The 777-nt window shown below is 45.2% G+C and carries 1 protein-coding gene; it reads left to right on the plus strand.

The window, feature by feature from the left end:
- Positions 1 to 758: IS21-like element helper ATPase IstB (gene istB / locus A3756_RS16820; RefSeq protein WP_068554022.1), on the plus strand; the 758-nt coding region annotated here is incomplete at its 5' end.
- Positions 759 to 777 lie beyond the last annotated feature (19 nt).

A 777-nucleotide genomic window follows, 5' to 3' on the forward strand; every position in this document is an offset into this window, starting at 1 on the left:
TGTTAGAAACACAAAGCTTACAGCAACTTCGACAGCTCAAGTTAACCGGTTTAGCCGAAGCACTAGAGATGCAGTTTAATCAACCCAATACCTATGAAGAGCTTAGCTTCGCCGAACGAATTAACCTAGCAGTACAACAAGAAGTGACTTACCGGCACGACAAACGCTTACAACGATTGCTCAAGGCTGCTCGCTTCAAGGTCACCGCTAGAATGGAAGATATCGACTACAGCCACCCACGTGGCTTAAAGCAAAGTACAGTCGCGGGCTTGCAAAGCAATACCTGGATAAGCAAAGGGCAAAATCTGGTAATGACGGGACCAACAGGCTGCGGAAAAACCTATCTTGCTTGTGCATTAGGACATCATGCCTGTCTGCACGGTTATCAAGTACGATACTTCAGAGCCTCGCGGTTGTTCGAGCAGCTGACCATCTCACACGGCGATGGTAGCTACCTAAGACTCTTAAACCAAATAGCCAAGGCTGATGTTCTAATTATCGATGACTGGGGCTTGGAGGCTTTAACACAGCCTCAAAAAAATGATCTACTCGAAATTATGGAAGATCGCCACAACAGTAAATCGACCATAGTGACTAGCCAATTACCGATGACGAAGTGGCATAAATTTATCGACGATCCGACCTTGGCTGACGCCATATTAGACCGGCTACTGCATAACGCTCACAAACTTAACTTAAAAGGAGAATCGATGAGAAAAGTACTAACTTCGTTGACTGAAGATGATCACTTGAAGTAAAAAGACAACTCACGATGCA

The organism is Oleiphilus sp. HI0086 (genome assembly GCF_001635225.1).